Here is a 17,506-nt window from a genome sequence, read left to right as displayed (position 1 = left end):
TCATGGCCGCGCGGCGGCGGGGTCGAGGAGCCGGCCGCGCTCGTCCGCTCGCCGGCCGCCGATGCGGCGGACGACCGACGCCACCATGTCCGCCGCGATCTCGCGGCCCCGTTCGGCGGTCGCCCCGGCAGGGTCGCCGAGCACGCCGGACGGCGAGACGGCGCGCACGCCGCCCGCGACGAGGTCCGGCATGATCGCGGCGAGCGGGCGGGTCTCCCCGGTGACGCCGCCGAAGGGACGCACCAGATCGGGGGCCAGATGCAGCATCACGGACGTCTCGGTGAACCCGGCGTGCGCGTCGCCGCCGGGCACGCCGCAGCCGACCCAGGCGGTGTCGTGCCCCTCGGCCCGCATCCGCCCGGCGGCGGCGTCGAGCGTGGGGACGTTGCCGCCGTGCCCGTTGACGAAGACGACGCGTCCCGCCCACAGCGCGAGCGACCGCACGGTCTCCACCAGCACCGCGTGCAGCGCCTCGTGCCCGATCGAGACCGTGCCGGGGAACCCGGCGTGCTCGCCGCTCGCCCCGAACGCGATTGCCGGGGTGACGAGCACCTGCCCGTCCGCCTCCGCGCGCAGCGCGTCCGCCGCGCGCGCGGCGACCGCCTCCGCGATGACCGTGTCGGTGGACAGCGGAAGGTGCGGCCCGTGCTGCTCGGTCGACCCGACCGGCACCAGGACGAGCGGGGCCGCCCGGACGTCCGTCCAGGCGGCCCCGGCCAGCCCTCCGGCACCGGCCGGGTCTCCGGCACCGACCGGGTCTCCGGCACCGGCCGGTCCTCCGGCACCGACCGGCTCTCCGGGGCCGGGCACGTCAGCCGGCCGAGCCGCCGCCGCCCAGCGTCAGCGTGAAGCCGGGCGGGATGACGAGGTCGTCGGGGTTGAGTTCGCCGACCGAGGAGTGGCCGAGCCCGAGCACGGCCGAGTCGAGGCCGCCGCGCATGATGTCCAGGACGTTCTCCACGCCGGCCTGCCCGTTGGCGGCCAGCCCCCACAGGTACGCGCGGCCGATCAGCACGGCGCGCGCGCCGAGCGCGAGGGCCTTGGCGACGTCGCCGCCGCGCCGCACGCCGCCGTCCAGCAGCACCTCGATCTGGTCGCCGACCGCCTCGGCGATCGACGGCAGGACCCGGATCGTGGCCGGCGTCGTGTCGAGGTTGTTGCCGCCGTGGTTGGACACCGACAGCGCCGTCACCCCGGCGTCCACGGCGCGCTTGGCGTCGTCGACGCGGGTGACGCCCTTGAGCAGGAACGGGCCGCCCCACTCCTCGCGCAGCCACGCGACGTCCTCCCAGGTGGGAGGCGGCGTCTGCATCCACTCGCCGTACGCGCCGAAGAAGGTCGGCGCCGGGCCGTTCGGCGGCTTCAGGTTCGGGGTGGTGAGGTCGGGGATCCGGCCCTCCTTGGCGAACTTCCACAGCCAGCCCGGGTGGGGCAGCACGCCGGGCGCGAGCTTCGCCGCCGTCCTGAAGTCGATCTTCTCCGGGATCATGGGGCTGCCCCAGTCCCGGCCGTTGGAGAACGACCAGTCGAGCGTGGCGATCAGCGCCTTCGCGCCGGCCTTCTTCGCGCGGTCGAGGCGCTGGACCATCGCGTCGCGGTCGCCGCTCCAGTACATCTGGAAGAAGACGTTCGGGTTGGCCTCCGCGACCTCCTCCACGGGCTTGCTCGCGAACGAGCTGAGCCCCATGATGACGCCCCGGTTCGCGGCGGCCCGCGCCACCGCCACCTCCCCGTCGGGGTGCACGGCCTGCACGCCGGTGGGGGAGATGAGCACGGGCATGGAAGTCTCCACGCCCATCACGGTGGTGGACAGGTCGCGCTGCGCCTTGTGGCCGACGACGCGGGGCGCGAAGCCGAGGTCGCCGAACGCCTTCGTGTTGGCGTCGATCGTCCGGCCGCGCTCCGAGCCCGCGACCAGCGCCCCGTAGACCATGTGCGGGAGCCGCCGCTTGGCCCGGCGCTGCGCCTCGGCCACGGTCTCGAACCACGGGTTCTTGAACATGTCGATGTCTCCTGAAGGGGTGGACCACGAGAGGGTCCGTTGGAGGAACCGCCGGGGAACCGCTAGGAGAGCCGGAGTCCGGCCAGCGGGTTCTCCTCGCAGGCGCTCACCGGCGGGCGCTCCGGCGGGCGGCTCATGAGCGTGACCGGCACCGGCCGCCGGCGCGGCGGCGAGGTGCGGTGCGAGTGGTCGGCGGACGGCTTCGGGATCCCGGCCCGGTCCTCGGGACGCCGCGCGAGCAGCTTCTCGCCGTGCCCCTGCACGCATTCGGGGTCGGGGCCGTCCAGCGGCAGGCCGGTGAAGAACTTGGCGGCCATGCAGCCGCCCTTGCACGTGTCGTAGAAGCCGCAGGACGCGCACGCCCCGCCGGTCTGCGGCTCGCGCAGGTTCCGGAACAGGTCCGACTCGCGCCACACGCGGGCGAACCCGCCCGGCTGCCGGATGCTGCCCGCGAGGAACTCGTCGTGGATCGCGAACGGGCAGGCGTACACGTCGCCGATCGGGTCGATGAGGCAGACGACCCGTCCGGCGCCGCACAGGTTCAGGCCGGGCAGCGCCTTGCCGTAGGCGGACAGGTGGAAGAACGAGTCGCCGGTCAGCACGCTGTCGCCGTGCGCCACCAGCCAGTCGTACAGCTCGCGCTGCTGCTCCTGGCGCGGGTGCAGCTCGTCCCACACGTCCGCGCCGCGGCCGGACGGGCGCAGCCGCGTCAGCCGCAGCTGCGCGCCGTACTCGTCGGCGATCGCCTTGAACGCGTCCATCTGCGGGATGTTGTGTCGGGTGCACACCACCGACAGCTTGAAGTTCTTCATCCCGGCATCGCGCAGGTTGCGCATCGCGCGGATCGCGGTGTCGTAGGAGCCGGGGCCGCGGACCGCGTCGTTGACCTCGGGCGTCGCGCCGTCCAGCGAGATCTGCACGTCCACGTAGTCGTTGGCCGCGAGCCGCTCGGCGACCTCCGGGGTGATCCGGACGCCGTTGGTGGAGAACTTCACGCCCACGTGGTGGGCGGTGGCGTAGTCCAGCAGCTCCCAGAAGTCGGGCCGGACGGTCGGCTCGCCGCCGCCGATGTTGACGTAGAAGACCTGCATGGCCTCCAGCTCGTCGATGACGGCCTTGCACTCCTCGGTGCTCAGCTCGCGCGGGTCGCGCCGTCCCGAGCTGGACAGGCAGTGCGCGCACGACAGGTTGCAGGCGTAGGTGAGCTCCCAGGTCAGGCAGATCGGCGCGTCGAGCCCGTACTCGAACAGGTCGACCAGCCGCGTCCCCTGCCGGGCGGGGCTCTGCGGGGCGGGCCGGTTCGTCGTGGTGGTCATGGGGTCCTTTCCACGAGCATGGAGGAGCCGGCGAGGGCGCCGAGCGCCGCGCCGAACCTCGGCAGGTCCGCCGCGGGGACGCCGGCGCGGGCGCACGCCTCCCGGGCGGTGGGCGCCTCCCCGAGGGACCGGACGACCTCCAGGAGGCGGCGGTCCTTCAGGAACGACAGCTTGCGCGTCCCGAAGTGGTAGAGGAGCGCGCCGAAGGGCTCGGGCCGCACCGAGACCTGCGGGTGCAGGTCCCAGGCGCGGTCGAGGTCGAGGTCCGGCACGGGCTGGGCCATGGCGTGCGGCCTAGTAGACGCCGCACATGCCGTCGATCGAGACCTCCTCGATCAGCGACTCGGCGACGTCGGCGTCCTGGGCGCGGTCGTCGGCCTGGTCGGCCGGCGGGTTCTGCGGAGCGTTGCTCTCCATGGGTCCTCCCTCGTGCGGCGTGCGACGGCCCGGCCGCCCCGGCGGGCGGGGCGGCTCGTACCATCGGTCCTGGACGGATACTAAATGCATCGAGTGTCATAAAGGAAGGTCCCGCTCCATGATCCGCCGGAATCGCCGGTGAGCACGCCCGCCCCGCGCCGCCCCGACGTGCTCGTGGTGGGAGCGGGCGGCAGCGGCGCCGTCCTGGCGGCCCGGCTCAGCGAGGACCCCGGATGCGAGGTGCTCCTGGCCGAGGCCGGACCGGTCCCGCGCGCGCTCTCGGACTTCCCCGGCGGCCTGCTCGACGCTCGCCTCGTTCCCGGCGCGCAACCGGGCAACGCCGCCGTCCGGACGTTCCCGGCCCTCCTCGCGCCCGGCCTGCCCTACGCGGCGGCGCGCGGCCGGTTCCTCGGCGGGTCCACCACCGTCAACGGCGGCTACTTCATCCGGGCACGGCGCGCGGACTTCGACCGCTGGTCCGTCCACGGGGACCTGTGGTCCTACGACCGGGTGCTGCCGCTCATGCGGGCGCTGGAGACCGACCTCGACTTCGGCGCCACCGCGCTGCACGGCGGCGACGGCCCCGTCCCCGTCCGCCGCACCGACCCGGGCCATCCCGCCGCCGCCGCGTTCCAGGCCGCCGCCCGGTCCCTGGGGCACCCGGACGACCCCGACAAGAACGCGCAGGCCGCGCCCGGCTCCGGCCCGGTGCCGTCGAACACGGTGGACGGCCGGCGGATCAACACCGGGATCGCCTACCTCCTCGGCGAGGCCGCGAGGCGGCCCAACCTCACCGTCCTCGGCGACTGCGTGGTGCGGTCGGTCGTGATCAGGCGCGGCAGGGCGACCGGAGCGGTGCTCGATCACGGCGGGCGGCGGACGGTCCTCGACGCGGGGGAGGTGGTCCTGTGCGCGGGCTCGCTCTCCTCGCCCCACCTGCTGCACCTGTCCGGCGTCGGCCCCACCGACGACCTCGCCCGACACGGCGTCCCCGTCGTCCACGACCTGCCCGCCGTCGGCGCCGCGCTCAGCGACCACCCCCAGGTCACCGTGGAATGGGCCCCGCGGCGCCCGCTGCCGCCGCCGTCCGGGAGCTGGCTCGGCGGCGCCCTCCACCTGTCCTCCACCGGCGGCGCCGCGGCGGGCGACCTGGAGATCCTCCAGTCCCTCGTGCCGATCATGGGCCTGGTCGGCGGGGAGCCGGCCGCCCCCGGCGCGCCCCTGCCCCTGCTCGTCTCGGCGCTGGCGCCCCGCGCGAGCGGGACGCTCCGCACCGTCTCCGCCGACCCCGACGTCCCGCCGCGGATCACCTACGGCTACCTGGAGACCGCCGCCGACCGCCGCCGGATGCGCGAGGCCGTGCGCGCCGCGGCCGCCATCGTCGCGGCCGACGCGTTCGGCGAGGTCTCCGGCGGCCTGGTCGACCCCCCGCCCGGCCCGCTGGACGACGACGACCTGCTCGACGCGTGGATCCTCGCCCGGCTCGGCACGTCCCAGCACACCTGCGGGACCGTGCCGATGGGCGCCGCCGTCGACGGCCACGGCCGCGTGCACGGCCTGACCGGGCTCCGCGTCGCCGACACGTCCGTCCTCCCGGACGCGCCGCTGCGCGGGCCCGCCGCGACGGCCGTCCTCATCGGCGAGGTGATCGCCGGGGCCGTCCGCGCCGGCGGGTGACGCCCGCCCGCCGCGCCTCCCGCCAGGCCGACGCCTCCCGCTAGGCCGACACCGAGCCGGCGCCGTCCAGCACCGCCGACAGGCCCGCGCTCACCTGCCGCAGCGCCTCGTCCAGCACGTCGGCGAGCACCGTCTCCTCGCCGGACGCCAGCCAGAACTCGTACGCCGACACGCAGGCCGACAGCACGACGTTCCCGGCGAGCCGGGGCACCAGCGCCGACACCGGCGCGCCGGTCCGCTCGGCCACGAACGCCGTGATCACCGACCGCCAGGACGCGTACCGCAGCGTCGCGTCCGCCTGGAGCGTCGGCACCCCGAGGATCAGCTGCATCCGCTGCCGGTGCCACGGCACGTCCTGCGGGTCGAACCGGTTGAACTCGACGACGGCGCGGCGCACCGCGTCCATCATCGGGACGTGCGGGTCCGCCTCGTCGAGCAGCTCCCGCAGCCTCCGCAACTGGCCTTCGAAGTCGCCCCACACCAGGTCGTTCTTGGACGAGAAGTAGCGGAAGAACGTCCGCCGCGCGATCCCCGCCGCCGCCGCGATGTCGTCGACGGTGGTCTCGTCGAACCCCTTGCGGGCGAACAGCTCGAACGCCAGCCGCTCCAGGACGGCCGGCGAGGTCGCGCGCGGCCTGCCCATGGCCCGCTGGGGACCGGCCGTCCCGCCTTCCGAGGTCACGGCACCAGAATCCCACGCCCCGCACGGGTCCGCATCCGGAAGCCGCGCGGGGCCGTGTCGAGGAGACGGGTCGGGGCCGCGCCGAGGAAGGCGGGCGGGCCGCGTCAGAAGACGGGCGTGCCGTCGCGGACGAGCCTCCAGTTCGCCACGTGGAACGACGCCGGGTCGATGGTGCCGGCCGCCGACGCGTACGCCACGATCGCCTCGCGGATCGCGACCTGGGCGTTGTAGACCACCGGCGCCGTCGAGATGTGCGGGAAGCCGCCGCCGCCCGACTGGCGGTAGTTGTTCACCGCGACGACGAACTTCTGATCGTCCGCCACCGCCGTTCCGTTGAACGCGAGATCGCGGATCCGCGACCCTTCCGCCTGGGCGATGTCGATGTCGTAGGTGACCCCGGAGAACTGGTCGTAGTTGTAGTCGGGGAGGTTGTGGGCGTTCGTCCACGACGCGGGATCGACGGCGTCCCCGGCGGCGACCTGCTTGTAGTACCGCGCCGAGTATTCGAGGTAGTCCTTGATCTGCGCGCCGGTCAGGACGCTGGCGAGCAGGGTGTTGTCGTAGATGTAGAGCCCGGCGATGTCCTTGATGGTGACCTTTCCGGCGGGAAAGGTCGCGGCGCGGCTGAACGGCGCCGCGATCGACAGCACCGGAAGGGACGCGTACTCGGTGCCCGCCACCGCCTCGGTGACCTTCGCGGTCTGCACCGCGTTGACGTAGTCGAGGATCGCGGTGTCCTTCCAGCACGACTCCGCCGCCGACATCTCCTCGGTGGACGTCGCCACGACCTGGTTCACGTAGGCGACCACGGCGTCGTGCTGCTTCTTCACCAGCCCGGCGAGCGCCGGGTCCTCCTCCACGGTGTTCGTGTTCACCGTCGTCGCCGACTTCCCGACGACCTTCCACCGCCCCCGCTCGCGCCGCAGCGTCAGGTCGAAGACCGACAGCCGCTCGCCCCAGCACTTCGGCTCGCTCATCACGACCGTCTCGCCGGTCGCCTCGTTGGTGACGAACCGCTGGGGGACGTCGATGTGCGCGTGCCCGAAAAGGATCGCGTCGATCCCCGGGACCTGCTGGGCGACCATCGCGGAGGCGTTCTCCACCGGAATGTCGCCGGTGTAGGACGACAACCCGCTGTCGCCCGCGTGCGCGCTGACGACCATGACGTCCACGCCCTGCGCGCGCACGATCGGGACCCATTTCTTGGCCGTCTCGACCAGGTCCAGGAAATCGAGCTTCCCGGACACGTTCGCCTTGTCCCAGATCGCGACGCCCGGGTTCGTCAGCCCCAACAGCCCGACCCTGATCGGCGGATGCCCCGGGACGCGCATCCGCTTGATGATGTACGGGCGGAACGCCGGACGGTCGGTGCCCGCATGCACGGCGTTGGCCGCGAGCACCGGCGCGTCCATCTGACTGATCCACTTGTTCAGGAACGGCAGCCCGTAGTTGAACTCGTGATTGCCGAGCGCCACCGCGTCGAATCCGATGGCGTTCATCTGCAGCGCCATCGGGTGCGTCAGGCCCGTCTTCGTGATGGGCTCCACGGTCGCGTAGTAGAAGCCGAGCGGGGTCCCCTGGATGGTGTCCCCGGCGTCGAAGAGCAGCGTGCGCTCCCGCCCGCGCGCAGCGCGGATCCGCTTCACCAGGCTCGACACCCGCGCCAGCCCGACGACGTTCCCCGCGCTGTCGCTGTACGCGGCGTCCTTGTAGTAGTCCCAGTTCACCGCGTTGCTGTGGAGGTCGGACGTGCCCATGACGGTGATGGTCACGTCGCTCTCCGGCCGCCTGCCCGGCGCCGCGGCCTCCGCCGTCCCGGGCCATCCCGCGAGGGCCAGCGCGCCCGCCGCCGTCAGCCCGCCCAGCGCCTGCCGGCGGCTGATGCCGGGCCGGTGCCCGTGGTCGCCGCCGGCCTCGTCCGGCACCCGGCACGAACACCAGCGCGGCGCCGCTCCCTGCGGTTCGTCCATCGCACGTCCTTCCAAGGGCTCCAAGTGAGACGACCCGCAACCCTAGGCCCGCCGCGCCGGACCGGAGCCGGTGAGAATCCCCGATCCTGGGCCCCGATCGTTGGCAATCCCCGTCCTTGCGCCGCGCCGTCCGGAGCAGGTGTGCGACCGTCCTGACCGGGCAGAGCAGGCGCGTGAGCACCAGTGCGCTGATCGTCGTCGACATGCTGAACCCCTACGGCCACCAGGACGCGGGCCTGCTCACCGCGAGCGTGGAGCGGACGATCGAACCCCTGCGGCGGCTGCTGGAGCGCGCCCGCGAGCGCGACGACGTGCGCCTGCTGTACGTCAACGACAACCACGGCGACTTCACCGCCGACCGGCACGACCTCGTCCGCCGGGCGCTGGACGGCGAGCGTCCCGACCTGGTCGAGCCGATCCTGCCGCCGGACGACTGCCCCTTCCTGGCCAAGGTCCGGCACAGCGCCTTCTACGGGACGGCGCTGGAGTACCTGCTCTCCCGCGAAGGCGTGGAGGAGATCATCCTCGCCGGGCAGGTCACCGAGCAGTGCGTGCTCTACAGCGCCCTCGACGCCTACGTCCGGCACTTCAAGATCAAGGTGGTCCGCGACGCGGTCGCCCACATCCACCCCGACCTCGGCTACGCCGCGCTCCGCATGATGGACCTGAACATGCGCGCCGAGATCGTCACCGCCGCCAAGTGCCTCTGACGGGGCGGGACGCGGCGGGGAGGGGCGTGCCGCGGCCCGTGGAACGATGAGCGCGTGACCGTCGAGGCGACGACCGAGCGGGTGCTGCGGCTGCTGGGGCTGCTCCAGCGCCGGCCGTCCTGGACCGCCGCCGAGCTGGCGGCGGAACTGCGCGTCACCGACCGCTCGGTGCGCCGCGACGTGGAGCGGCTGCGCGCGCTCGGCTACCCCGTGCACGCCGTGCCGGGCGTCGGCGGCGGCTACCGGCTCGGCGCGGGCACCCGGCTGCCGCCGCTGCTGCTCGACGACGAGGAGGCGATCGCGACGGCGGTCTCGCTGCGGCTGGCGGCGGGCGGGACGGTCGCCGGGGCGGGGGAGGCGGCGCTGCGCGCGCTCGCGAAGCTCGACCAGGTGATGCCGCCCCGGCTGCGCGCCGAGGTGCGGGCGGTGCACGGCGCCACCGAGACCCTCGTCGGTCCAGGCGCCGTCGTCGACGCGGAGGTGCTGGTGACGCTCGCGCGGGCCTGCCGCGACGCGCTGCGGGTGCGGTTCCGGTACGCGGCCCGCGACGGCGCCGAGCGCGAGCGCACGGTGGAGCCGGTCCGGATGGTCGCGACCGGCCGCCGCTGGTACCTGATGGCCTGGGACGTCGACCGGGACGGCTGGCGGACCTTCCGGCTGGACCGGATGCGCGAGGTGGCGGCGACGACCTGGCGCTTCGCGGCGAGGGAGCATCCGGACCCGGTCGACTACGTGCGGCGGTCGGTGGCCGAGGCGCCGTACCGGCACCTCGCCCGGATCCGGGTGCGCGCCCGTCCGGGCCGGGTCCGGGAGCTGGTGCCGCCCGAGGTGGGCCGGGTGGAGGACGGCGGCGACGGGTGGTGCGTGCTCGTCGTCGGCGCCGACGACCTGGACCGGATCGCCGTGCGCGTCGCCCGGCTGGGCTTCGAGACGGAGGTGCTGGAGCCGCCGGAACTGCGGGAGGCGGCCGCCCGCCTCGCCCGCCGCCTCGCCGCGATGGCCGGACCCGACGAGATGCAACAGTGATGTACAACGCCGTTGTATATCGGTCGGTCCCTCGCTAGCCTGCCGCCATGCCCGACACCGCAGCCCCCTTCGCGCCCGCTCTGACCTTCGCCTTCGAGATCCGCGCCGACCTCGCCCCGACCCTGCACGTGGGCCACGGCGCGGGGGAGAGGACCGAGTTCACCCCCATCACCGGCGGCACGGTCGACGGCCCGCTGCTGCGCGGGACCGTCCTGCCGGGCGGCGGCGACTGGTCGAGCACCCGCGGCGACGTCTGCCAGCTCGACGCCCGCTACCTGCTCCGCGCCGAGGACGGCGCGGTCATCGACATCGTCAACCGCGGCTACTACCACGAGGCCGGCGACTCCCCGGAGCAGTTCGACGGCGACCTCCAGGTGTCCGCGCCCGGCGTCTACTACCGGACCTCGCCCGTCTTCCGCACCGACGCGCCGGCGCACCTGTGGCTCGCCCGGACCGTCTTCGTTGGCCTGGCGCGCGCTTCGGACCCCGAGGCCGTCTTCATCCGCATGTACGCCCTCCTCTGACCCGCCTCGCCGAAGCGCGCCCCCGCTCGCCGAAACGCCCGTCGCGGGCGGTGGTCAGCTCGGTCGGCGGGCGGGGCAGTGCTCGCCGGTCCGCAGGTTCGCGGTGGCGGCGGTGATGACGGTGTCGAGCCTGTCCCGGGCGCCGGACAGGTCGCTGATCCGCCGGTCGATGCGCTCGCGTTCCGCGGCGAGCCGGTCGAGGAGCTCCGGCGTGGCCTCGCCGTCCACGACGCAGGGCAGCAGCTCCAGGATCGACCTGCTCGACAGCCCGGCGCCGTACAGCTGCTGGATCAGCAGGACGCGGTCGACCGCCCCGTCCGGGTAGTGCCGCTGGCCGCTGGGGCTGCGCTCCGCGGCGAGCAGGTCCTGCTCCTCGTAGTACCGCAGGGCGCGGACGCTCACGCCCGTCCTGGCGGCGAGCTCGCCGATCCGCATCATGCCTCCCGGTGTGATCCCGGCCACGCCACTTGCCTCTGACGTCAGCGTCAGCTTTTAGCGTAGCCGCGAAGTCGCGCCCGCCGCGTCAGCGGCCGGAAGGGAAGAGCCATGACCGAAACCGCAACACCGACCCTCGATATCGCTTCTGATCGGCCCGTCCCCGTCGTCTCGGTGAAGCCGGTGGTGCTGCCGCCGCCGGGACCCGGCGCGGACCCGCGCGGGGAGGACCTGCGCGTGCGCGTCTCCGCGCCCGCGACCGGCGACGCCCTGCCGGTCATCGTGTTCTCGCACGGCTTCGGGTCGTCGCTGGAGGGCTACGGCCCCCTGACCGACTACTGGGCCGCCCGCGGGTTCGTCGTGGTCCAGCCCACCCACCTCGACTCGAGGACGGTGGCCCTGCCCGAGGACGACCCCCGGACGCCGCGGATCTGGCGGTTCCGGGTCGAGGACCTGAAGCGCGTCCTCGACCATCTCGACGTGCTGGAGGCCGCCGTCCCCGGCCTCGCCGGACGCCTCGACCGCGACCGCGTCGCCGCGGCCGGGCACTCGTTCGGCGGCCAGACGGCGGGCAACCTGCTGGGCCTGCGCGTCCTCGACCCCGTGACCGGCGAGGGCGAGGACCTCTCCGACCCCCGGGTCAAGGCGGGCGTCCTGCTCGCCACCGCCGGGCGCGGCGGAGCCGACCTCACGCCGTTCGCGGCCGAGCACTACCCCTTCATGAACCCGACCTTCGCGCACATGACCACGCCGGCCCTCGTGGTCATGGGGGAGCGGGACGACCTCCCGCTGACCGTCCGCGGACCGGACTGGACGGCCGACCCGTACCACCTGAGCCCCGGCGGCAAGAGCCTGCTCACGGTGTACGGGGCGGAGCACTCGCTCGGCGGGATCCCCGGCTATGAGGCCAGGGAGACGACGGACGAGGACCCGGAACGGCTCGGCCTCGTCCAGCGGCTCACCCTGGCCTACCTCCGCCACGCGCTCGGCATCGACGACTCCGGCTGGACGGCGGCGTGCAGGGAACTGCTGGAAGACGACGATCCGCTCGGACGCGTCGAATCCAGGTGATGCGCCGCGCCCGCGTCGCGCCCGCGTCGCTCACGCCGTCGCGAGCCACTCCTCGAACGTGGTCGGCGCGATGCGGGCGCCCTCGCCGGGCAGCAGGACGTTGCCCGCCATGTCCGTGCCGAGCGGCCCCGCCCAGGTCGGCACGAGCTTCACCGTGCGGCCGCGCGCCTGGTGGGTGCGGCGCGCCATGTCCACCAGGTCCTGCGGCTCCGGCCCGGCGAGGTCGGGGCAGCGGCCCTGCGGCGTGCCCGCGGCGACCTCGGCGAGGACGTCGGCGACGTCGGCGGGTGCGACCGGCTGGACGAGCAGCGGCGGGATCGCGGCCACGCCGTCCCGCTCGGTCCAGCCGGCGAGCATCGCGGCGAAGTCGTGGAACTGGGTGGCCGGGACGATCGACCACGGCACCGGCCCCGCGGCGACCAGGCGCTCCTGCTCGCGCTTGCCCGCGTAGTGCGCGTTGCCCTCGACGCGGTCGACCCCGGCGATCGACAGCAGGACGTGGTGGCCGACCCCGGCGCGCTCCTCGGCGGCGAGCAGGTTCCTGGTGGCGGCGGTGAAGAAGGCGACCGTCTCGGCCGGGTCGGCCGCCGTCGCGTTCGTGGCGTCGACGACCGCGCCGACGCCGGCCAGGGCCGCGTCGAGCCCGTCGCCGGTCACCAGGTCGACGCCGAGCGAGCGGCTGATCCGCACGACGTCGTGCCCGGCCTTCTGGAGAGCGGCGACGGTGAGCGCCCCGATGTTCCCGGTCGCGCCCGCTACGGCGATCCGCATGATGACCCCTCCTCGTCTCTGGACCGGACTGCACAGTATCTCGGACTAAAAGGATCTGCAATATCCGTGATAGGTAGGATCGGGGCATGAAGCTGCCCGTGAGCACCGAATGGCTCCTGCACTGCGCCGCGACGCTGGCCCAGCTCGACCCGGGCGCGACCGCCTCGGCGGCCCAGCTCGCGCAGTACTACGACCTGCCGGCGCCCTACCTCGCCAAGCAGCTCCAGACGCTGGTGAAGAGCGGCGTCCTGGCGGCGGCCACGGGCCCGCGCGGCGGGTTCCGGCTGGCCCGTCCCGCCTCGGAGATCACGCTCCTGCAGATCGTCGAGGCGGTCGACGGGGCGTCCTCGCCCTACGAGTGCCGCGAGATCCGGCAGCAGGGGCGCGGTGCCCTGCGCCCCGAGGACTGTCAGGAGACCTGCGTCCTCGCCGCGAAGATGGCCGAGGCGCACGAGGCATGGCGGCAGAGCCTCGACGCCACGTCGCTCGCCGACATCCTCGCCACCCTGCCCGCGTCCGCCCCCGACCGCACCCGCCGGCGCATGGCGGGCACGGCGTAGCCGAGGGCGCTACGGCGACCGGAGCGCGTCGCGCTCGCGCACACCGCCGCCGGTGTCGCTGCCGAGAGAGGGCGCCCGTCCCGCCCACCACGGCAGCGGAACGGCGGCCAGCCCCGCGACGGCGGCCACACCGAACGCGATCCGCATCCCGGCGACCGAGTAGCCGGTACCGGCCCAGGCCAGGGTGGCCAGCGCGGGACCGAGCGAGAAGCCCAGCTGCCGCGCGAGGCTCTGCGCCGCCCCGGCCGTCCCCTGGAGCGCGGACGGCGCGCGCGCCATGAGCATCGCGAAGCTCGGACCGGCGAACAGGCCGGTCCCCGCCCCCACCACGGCCAGCCGCCACCCCAGATCGCCGCCCGCCGGGACGAGCAGGAGCACGCCCGCCGTCGTGACCGCCGCGCCCGCCGCGGCCGTCCGGGACGTCCCCCAGCGGTCGCCGAGCAGCCCGCCGACCGGACCGGCCGCGACCATGGCCGCCGGCATCGCCAGGATCGTCGCCGCCGCGTCCACCGGCGACAGGTGCAGGACCCGCTGCAGGTAGAACGGCGCCAGGAACTCCACCAGCGAGATGACCAGCGCGTTCAGCATGATCGCGGCCACCGGCGCCGCCGCGGGCCGGAACCGCGCGAGCCGCCGGAAGGGCGCGCTGGTTTGCGTCCGCCACCACCAGGCGAGCGGCGGGACGGCCGCGAGGGCGAGCGCCAGCCAGGCCGGCCCCCGGCTCGCCGACAGCGAGAGCGCCAGCAGCAGCGCCGTCGCGGCGGTGGCCAGCAGCAGCGCCTCCGCCGCGAACGCGCGGTCGGGACGGGCGAGCGCGTCGCGGTCCAGGCTCGCCAGCGCGATCGCGATCACCACGAGCCCGGCGGGCACGTTGATGTAGAAGATCCAGGGCCAGCCCCACGCCTGCACGATCAGGCCGCCGAGGACGGGCCCGCTGACCGCGCCGAGCGGCCCCAGGGTCATGACGAGCGCGCTCGCCCGTCCCGCGAGCTCCGGCCGGACGGCCCGCACCGTCACCGCCGGGACCAGCGCGAACAGCACCGCCGCGAACGCCCCCTGCACCACCCGCGCCGCCACCAGCGCGCCGAGGCCGGGCGCGAGGCCCGCGGCGAGGCTGCTCAGCGTGAAACCGCCGGTCGCGAGCACGCGCGCGGCACGCGGACCCGTCCGGTCGAGCCACCGCCCGGCGGGCAGGCTGAGCGCGACCAGCGGCACCAGGTAGCCCAGGACGGCCCACTGCGCCGCGGCCGTGCGGACGCCGAGGGCGCGCTCCACGGCCGGCAGCGCCACGGCCACGATGCTGGTGTCCAGCGTGGCCATGAACACGACGAGCCCGCACCCGACCACGGGCCACCAACGGTTCCTCTCCATCGACCCTCCAAACTGCACACCGCGTGTACTTCAAAAAATTACACACTGCGTGCAGTTAAGGCCAGGGTCCGGGCTGAGAGCATGGGGGGCATGGCGAGGTCGATCGAGGAGCCGCGGAACGCGCGCAGCCGCCGGTCGCGGGCGGCGCTGCTGCGCGCGGCGCGCGAACTCGTCGAGGAGCACGGCATGGCGGCGACGACCATGGCGGCCGTCGCGGAGCGCGCCGGGGTGTCGCGGCGCGCCGTCTACCTGCACTTCGCGTCCCGCGCCGAGCTGATCAGCGAGCTGTTCGACTACGTGAACGAGGTCGAGGACATCGAGGGCCGGTTCGCCCCGGTGAGCGACGCGCCCGACGCGGTCGCCGCCTTGGAGCACTTCGCGCACCGGCACGCCGCGTTCATGCCGCGCATCCTCGCGGTGTCGCGCGCGGTGGAGCGGGAGGCGGGCGACGACCCGGACGCGGCACGGCACTGGGCCACCGCGATGTACTGGCGCTACGAGACGAACCGGGCGCTCATCGCCCGCCTGGACGCCGAAGGCGTCCTCGCGCCCGGCTGGACCGTCGACACCGCCACCGACATGCTGCTCGCGCTCATCTCCAACGGCGTCAGCGAGACCCTCCTCGTCGACCGCGGCTGGACACCGGAGCAGATAGGCGACCACATGGCCCGCCTCCTGCACTCCACCTTCGTCGCCCCCCACACCCCGCGCTGAGGCGATCGGCGAACGCGGAGAGCCCGACCTCGAACGCTTCGTGTTGCCGGACGCGGACGGGGCAGGGTCTCCCTCGCCGATGGCGGCTGCGCGCGGGACGGGGAACGGAAGGCGGAACGAGATGGCCTCCTCTGTACCGGTGCGCCCGGCCTCGCTGAGCAGAGCCGACATCGCGGATCTCCCGGAACGGGTCGGCGGCCCGGTGGTGCTGCCCGGCGACGCCGGTTACCCGGCTGAATGTGCCACCTTCAACCTGCTGACCCCGGTACGTCCGGCGGTCGCGGTCGGCGCGACCGGCGCGGACGACGTCCGGGCCGCGGTGCGGTTCGCCGCCGAGCGGGACCTGCCGGTGGCCGTCCTCGCCACCGGACACCAGATGGCCCGCTCCGCCGAGGGGGCGGTGCTGATCAACATGTCCCGGATGGGCGCCGTCCGCGTCGACCCCGGCCGGCGGGTCGCGCGCGTCGAGGGCGGAGCCCGCTGGCGCGACACCCTCGACGAGGCCGGCGCCCACGGCCTCGCTCCGATCAGCGGCGGCTCGTCCAGCGTCGGCGTCGTCGGCTACCACCTCGGCGGCGGGGCGAGCCCGATCATGGGCCGCCTCCACGGATACGCCGCCGACCACGTGCGGGCGATCGAGGTCGTCACCGCGGACGGCGAGGCGCGCCGGGCCACCCCGTCCTCCGACCCGGACCTGTACTGGGCGCTGCTCGGCGGAACGGGCAACTTCGGCGCGGTCACCGCCCTGGAGTTCGCGCTCTTCCCCGTCCGCCGGTTCTACGGCGCCGGACTCTTCTTCGCCGGCGAGCACATGGCGCGGACGTTGCACGCCTGGCGGGAATGGGCACGCGGCCTGCCGAGGGAGATGAGCTCGTCCGTCGCCTTTCAGCGCGCTCTGCCCACGATGCCGGAGCCGCTCCACGGACGGTTCGTGATGCACCTGAGGTTCACCTCGCTCGGACCGCGGGACGAGGCGGAACGCGCTTTCGAACCGATGCGCCGGATCGCGCCGACGCTGCTGGAATCGGCCACCGAGCCGCCCTACCGCGAGGCCGCCTCGCTGTTCCTCGACCCGCCCGGCCCTTTCCCCTGGGTCGAGCGCTCGGGAATGCTGCGGGACTTTCCCGGCGAGGCGGCCGAGGCCCTCCTCGCCGTGGCGGGTCCCGATTCGGAAAGCGAACTCAGCCTCGTCGAAGTGCGCCGCCTTGGCGGAGCCATGGAAGCGCCACCGGCCGTCCCCAACGCGGTTCCCGGCCGGGACGCGGGATGGTCGGTGCTGGGCATCGGCGGAGGCGACGCGGGCAAGGCCGGGCTCTTCCAAGAGCAACTGGACACCCTGGTCGACGCGCTCGCCCCCTGGACCATGGACGAGCGAATGCCCAACCTTCTCGGCGCACGGGAAGCCGCCACTCCGCAAGCCCTACGCGCGATCTACGGCCCCGAACGGTACGACCGCCTCGCCGCCGTCAAGAAGCGCTACGACCCGCGCAACCTGTTCCGCATGAACCACAACATCACGCCCGCCCACCACGTCGACGGCGGGCGGCCCAAGGATTCTTGATGCCTTGTTGGCCGCGCCCGGGGCGATATCGCGGGGTTTCGGGAAACCACCACGCTGTCCGCGGATCGATCGTGAGGGGAGTTGCCCGGTGCCCAACCAACGCACCAGCCGAAAGCCCGCAACGGGAAGCCAGCCATGGGTGCACGTCGATGGCGGGGAGATCCAGAAGTTCGGCACGGTCCGGATGTTCCCGCTCGGCCTGTCGTTCGAGGCCCGGATGTACTCCTGCGAGAGGCTCAACCAGGTTCTGGCCGACACCCAGATCCTCCACAGCCTCTACAAGAAGCATCACTGGCTGATGCGCGGGCCGACCTTCTACCAGCTCCATCTACTGCTCGACAAGCATGCCGAGGAGCAGCTCAAGCTGGTGGACCTGATCGCCGAGCGGGTGCAGACCCTCGGCGGCGTCGCGGTCGGCGACCCCCGCCACGTCGCGGAGATCACCGCCGTGCCGCGCCCGCCGAACGGCGCCGAGGAGGTCCCCGCGATGCTGTCGCGGCTGCTCGAGGCGCACGAGACGATCCTCGTCACGGCCCACGAGGTCGCCGCCCGCGCCCAGGAGATGGGCGACGACGGCACGAACGACCTGCTGGTCTCCGACGTCATCCGCACCGGCGAGCTGCAGGCCTGGTTCCTGATCGAGCACCTGGTCGACACCCCGCTCGTCGAGGCCCCGCACAACGGCCCCGCCCGCTGACC

Annotated in this window: 19 protein-coding genes; 9 read left to right on the top strand and 10 right to left on the bottom strand. The window is 74.0% G+C overall.

Annotation, left to right across the window (positions count from 1 at the left end; all coding sequences use genetic code 11):
* The 5 genes from mftE to mftA all read right to left on the bottom strand — a co-directional run bounded on the left by mftE (nucleotide 1) and on the right by mftA (nucleotide 3,735).
* Nucleotides 1–810 (bottom strand): mycofactocin biosynthesis peptidyl-dipeptidase MftE, encoded by an 810-nt coding sequence (gene mftE, locus amrb99_RS37125; RefSeq protein ID WP_347257016.1) that lies wholly within the window; start codon nucleotides 808–810, stop codon nucleotides 1–3.
* A gap of 1 nt (nucleotide 811) precedes the next feature.
* A complete protein-coding gene (gene mftD / locus amrb99_RS37120; RefSeq protein WP_190865228.1) occupies nucleotides 812–2,002 on the bottom strand; it encodes a pre-mycofactocin synthase MftD in 1,191 nt (396 codons plus the stop codon).
* Between the two features lie 62 nt (nucleotides 2,003–2,064).
* Nucleotides 2,065–3,318 carry a mycofactocin radical SAM maturase gene (gene mftC, locus amrb99_RS37115; RefSeq protein ID WP_190865226.1) on the bottom strand — a complete coding sequence of 418 codons (1,254 nt, stop codon included), beginning with the start codon at nucleotides 3,316–3,318 and terminating at the stop codon, nucleotides 2,065–2,067.
* Nucleotides 3,315–3,602, bottom strand: a complete 288-nt coding sequence (gene mftB, locus amrb99_RS37110; protein WP_190865217.1) for a mycofactocin biosynthesis chaperone MftB — start codon at nucleotides 3,600–3,602, stop codon at nucleotides 3,315–3,317. Before mftB ends, mftC begins: the two co-directional genes overlap by 4 nt.
* A gap of 10 nt (nucleotides 3,603–3,612) precedes the next feature.
* Nucleotides 3,613–3,735 carry a mycofactocin precursor MftA gene (mftA, locus tag amrb99_RS37105; protein WP_190865215.1) on the bottom strand — a complete coding sequence of 41 codons (123 nt, stop codon included), beginning with the start codon at nucleotides 3,733–3,735 and terminating at the stop codon, nucleotides 3,613–3,615.
* A 138-nt stretch (nucleotides 3,736–3,873) separates the two neighbouring features.
* Between mftA and mftG the strand changes: the two genes are divergently transcribed.
* Nucleotides 3,874–5,412 carry a mycofactocin system GMC family oxidoreductase MftG gene (gene mftG, locus amrb99_RS37100; protein ID WP_190865213.1) on the top strand — a complete coding sequence of 513 codons (1,539 nt, stop codon included), beginning with the start codon at nucleotides 3,874–3,876 and terminating at the stop codon, nucleotides 5,410–5,412.
* 40 nt (nucleotides 5,413–5,452) lie between these two features.
* Here the strand turns inward: mftG and mftR are convergent, their stop codons facing one another.
* Nucleotides 5,453–6,094 carry a mycofactocin system transcriptional regulator gene (mftR, locus tag amrb99_RS37095; RefSeq protein WP_347257015.1) on the bottom strand — a complete coding sequence of 214 codons (642 nt, stop codon included), beginning with the start codon at nucleotides 6,092–6,094 and terminating at the stop codon, nucleotides 5,453–5,455.
* A 104-nt stretch (nucleotides 6,095–6,198) separates the two neighbouring features.
* Complete coding sequence (locus amrb99_RS37090; protein ID WP_190865211.1) at nucleotides 6,199–8,064, bottom strand: 5'-nucleotidase C-terminal domain-containing protein; 1,866 nt, start codon at nucleotides 8,062–8,064, stop codon at nucleotides 6,199–6,201.
* 173 nt (nucleotides 8,065–8,237) lie between these two features.
* Between amrb99_RS37090 and amrb99_RS37085 the strand changes: the two genes are divergently transcribed.
* From amrb99_RS37085 to amrb99_RS37075, 3 genes are read left to right on the top strand one after another with little or no spacing between them, the layout of a single operon-like run.
* Nucleotides 8,238–8,774 carry an isochorismatase family protein gene (locus amrb99_RS37085; protein ID WP_190865209.1) on the top strand — a complete coding sequence of 179 codons (537 nt, stop codon included), beginning with the start codon at nucleotides 8,238–8,240 and terminating at the stop codon, nucleotides 8,772–8,774.
* Between the two features lie 54 nt (nucleotides 8,775–8,828).
* The gene (locus amrb99_RS37080) at nucleotides 8,829–9,800 is read left to right on the top strand and encodes a WYL domain-containing protein (protein ID WP_190865207.1); all 972 of its coding nucleotides are present in this window, start codon (nucleotides 8,829–8,831) and stop codon (nucleotides 9,798–9,800) included.
* 47 nt (nucleotides 9,801–9,847) lie between these two features.
* Nucleotides 9,848–10,324: a DUF3237 domain-containing protein gene (locus tag amrb99_RS37075; RefSeq protein ID WP_190865205.1), complete on the top strand. Its 477-nt coding sequence runs from the start codon at nucleotides 9,848–9,850 to the stop codon at nucleotides 10,322–10,324.
* 54 nt (nucleotides 10,325–10,378) lie between these two features.
* Here amrb99_RS37075 and amrb99_RS37070 read toward each other — a convergent pair whose 3' ends face one another.
* Nucleotides 10,379–10,759, bottom strand: a complete 381-nt coding sequence (locus amrb99_RS37070) for a MerR family transcriptional regulator (protein ID WP_190865203.1) — start codon at nucleotides 10,757–10,759, stop codon at nucleotides 10,379–10,381.
* Nucleotides 10,760–10,870: 111 nt separating this feature from the next.
* On the opposite strand from amrb99_RS37070, the gene amrb99_RS37065 reads away from it, so the two are divergent.
* A complete protein-coding gene (locus tag amrb99_RS37065) occupies nucleotides 10,871–11,830 on the top strand; it encodes a chlorophyllase (RefSeq protein ID WP_190865201.1) in 960 nt (319 codons plus the stop codon).
* 30 nt (nucleotides 11,831–11,860) lie between these two features.
* Here the strand turns inward: amrb99_RS37065 and amrb99_RS37060 are convergent, their stop codons facing one another.
* Nucleotides 11,861–12,601, bottom strand: coding sequence for an NAD(P)H-binding protein (locus amrb99_RS37060; RefSeq protein WP_190865199.1), 741 nt, complete (start codon nucleotides 12,599–12,601; stop codon nucleotides 11,861–11,863).
* Nucleotides 12,602–12,687: 86 nt separating this feature from the next.
* On the opposite strand from amrb99_RS37060, the gene amrb99_RS37055 reads away from it, so the two are divergent.
* Nucleotides 12,688–13,161, top strand: a complete 474-nt coding sequence (locus amrb99_RS37055) for an Rrf2 family transcriptional regulator (protein ID WP_190865197.1) — start codon at nucleotides 12,688–12,690, stop codon at nucleotides 13,159–13,161.
* Nucleotides 13,162–13,170: 9 nt separating this feature from the next.
* On the opposite strand, the gene amrb99_RS37050 is transcribed toward amrb99_RS37055, so the two are convergent.
* Complete coding sequence (locus tag amrb99_RS37050) at nucleotides 13,171–14,532, bottom strand: MFS transporter (protein ID WP_190865194.1); 1,362 nt, start codon at nucleotides 14,530–14,532, stop codon at nucleotides 13,171–13,173.
* A 90-nt stretch (nucleotides 14,533–14,622) separates the two neighbouring features.
* Here amrb99_RS37050 and amrb99_RS37045 point away from each other — a divergent pair, with 90 nt between their 5' ends.
* The 3 genes from amrb99_RS37045 (at nucleotide 14,623) to amrb99_RS37035 (ending at nucleotide 17,504) form a co-directional block, all read left to right on the top strand.
* Nucleotides 14,623–15,246, top strand: coding sequence for a TetR/AcrR family transcriptional regulator (locus amrb99_RS37045; RefSeq protein WP_190865192.1), 624 nt, complete (start codon nucleotides 14,623–14,625; stop codon nucleotides 15,244–15,246).
* 121 nt (nucleotides 15,247–15,367) lie between these two features.
* Nucleotides 15,368–16,807, top strand: coding sequence for an FAD-binding oxidoreductase (locus amrb99_RS37040; RefSeq protein WP_190865190.1), 1,440 nt, complete (start codon nucleotides 15,368–15,370; stop codon nucleotides 16,805–16,807).
* Between the two features lie 184 nt (nucleotides 16,808–16,991).
* Nucleotides 16,992–17,504 carry a DNA starvation/stationary phase protection protein gene (locus amrb99_RS37035; protein WP_241756282.1) on the top strand — a complete coding sequence of 171 codons (513 nt, stop codon included), beginning with the start codon at nucleotides 16,992–16,994 and terminating at the stop codon, nucleotides 17,502–17,504.
* The last annotated feature ends 2 nt before the right edge of the window (nucleotides 17,505–17,506 follow it).

The sequence above is a fragment of the Actinomadura sp. RB99 genome, from assembly GCF_014706005.1.
Taxonomy (GTDB): domain Bacteria; phylum Actinomycetota; class Actinomycetes; order Streptosporangiales; family Streptosporangiaceae; genus Spirillospora.
This window is presented reverse-complemented; position numbering and strand designations above follow the sequence as displayed.